Annotated in this window: 1 pseudogene; it reads left to right on the top strand. The window is 60.7% G+C overall.

The annotated features are described in order from the left end of the window. Nucleotides 1-43: 43 nt before the first annotated feature. Nucleotides 44-384: pseudogene (locus tag H7I41_RS09325) on the top strand (hypothetical protein); the annotation flags it as partial.

Below are 384 nucleotides of genomic sequence, written 5' to 3' on the forward strand. Positions count from 1 at the left end.
GCAGTCACTCGGTGTGCAGAATGTACGCATCCTCATTCCCTGGGTGACCATCGAAGAGCGCCAGGGAGAGTACAACTGGGACTACGTCGACTACATCGTCGAGGCCGCGAACAGCCGGGGCATGGGAATTCTCGGCGTGATCAACCAGACCCCGGGCTGGGCGGGCATTCCCATCATGGCGGGAATGCCCGATCCCGCTGTGTTCGGTGGCTTCGCGGAAAAGGTCGCCACCCGGTATGCGGGAAAGATATCCGCATACGAGATATGGAATGAACCCAACGCGATCAATTCCCTCGACCCGGTGGACCCGGCCGCGTACACAAGATTGCTGCAGGCGGCGTACCCGCTGATGAAACAGGTCGATCCGACCATCACGGTGGTCGG

Source organism: [Mycobacterium] manitobense (assembly GCF_025821665.1).
Taxonomy (GTDB): domain Bacteria; phylum Actinomycetota; class Actinomycetes; order Mycobacteriales; family Mycobacteriaceae; genus Mycobacterium; species Mycobacterium arseniciresistens.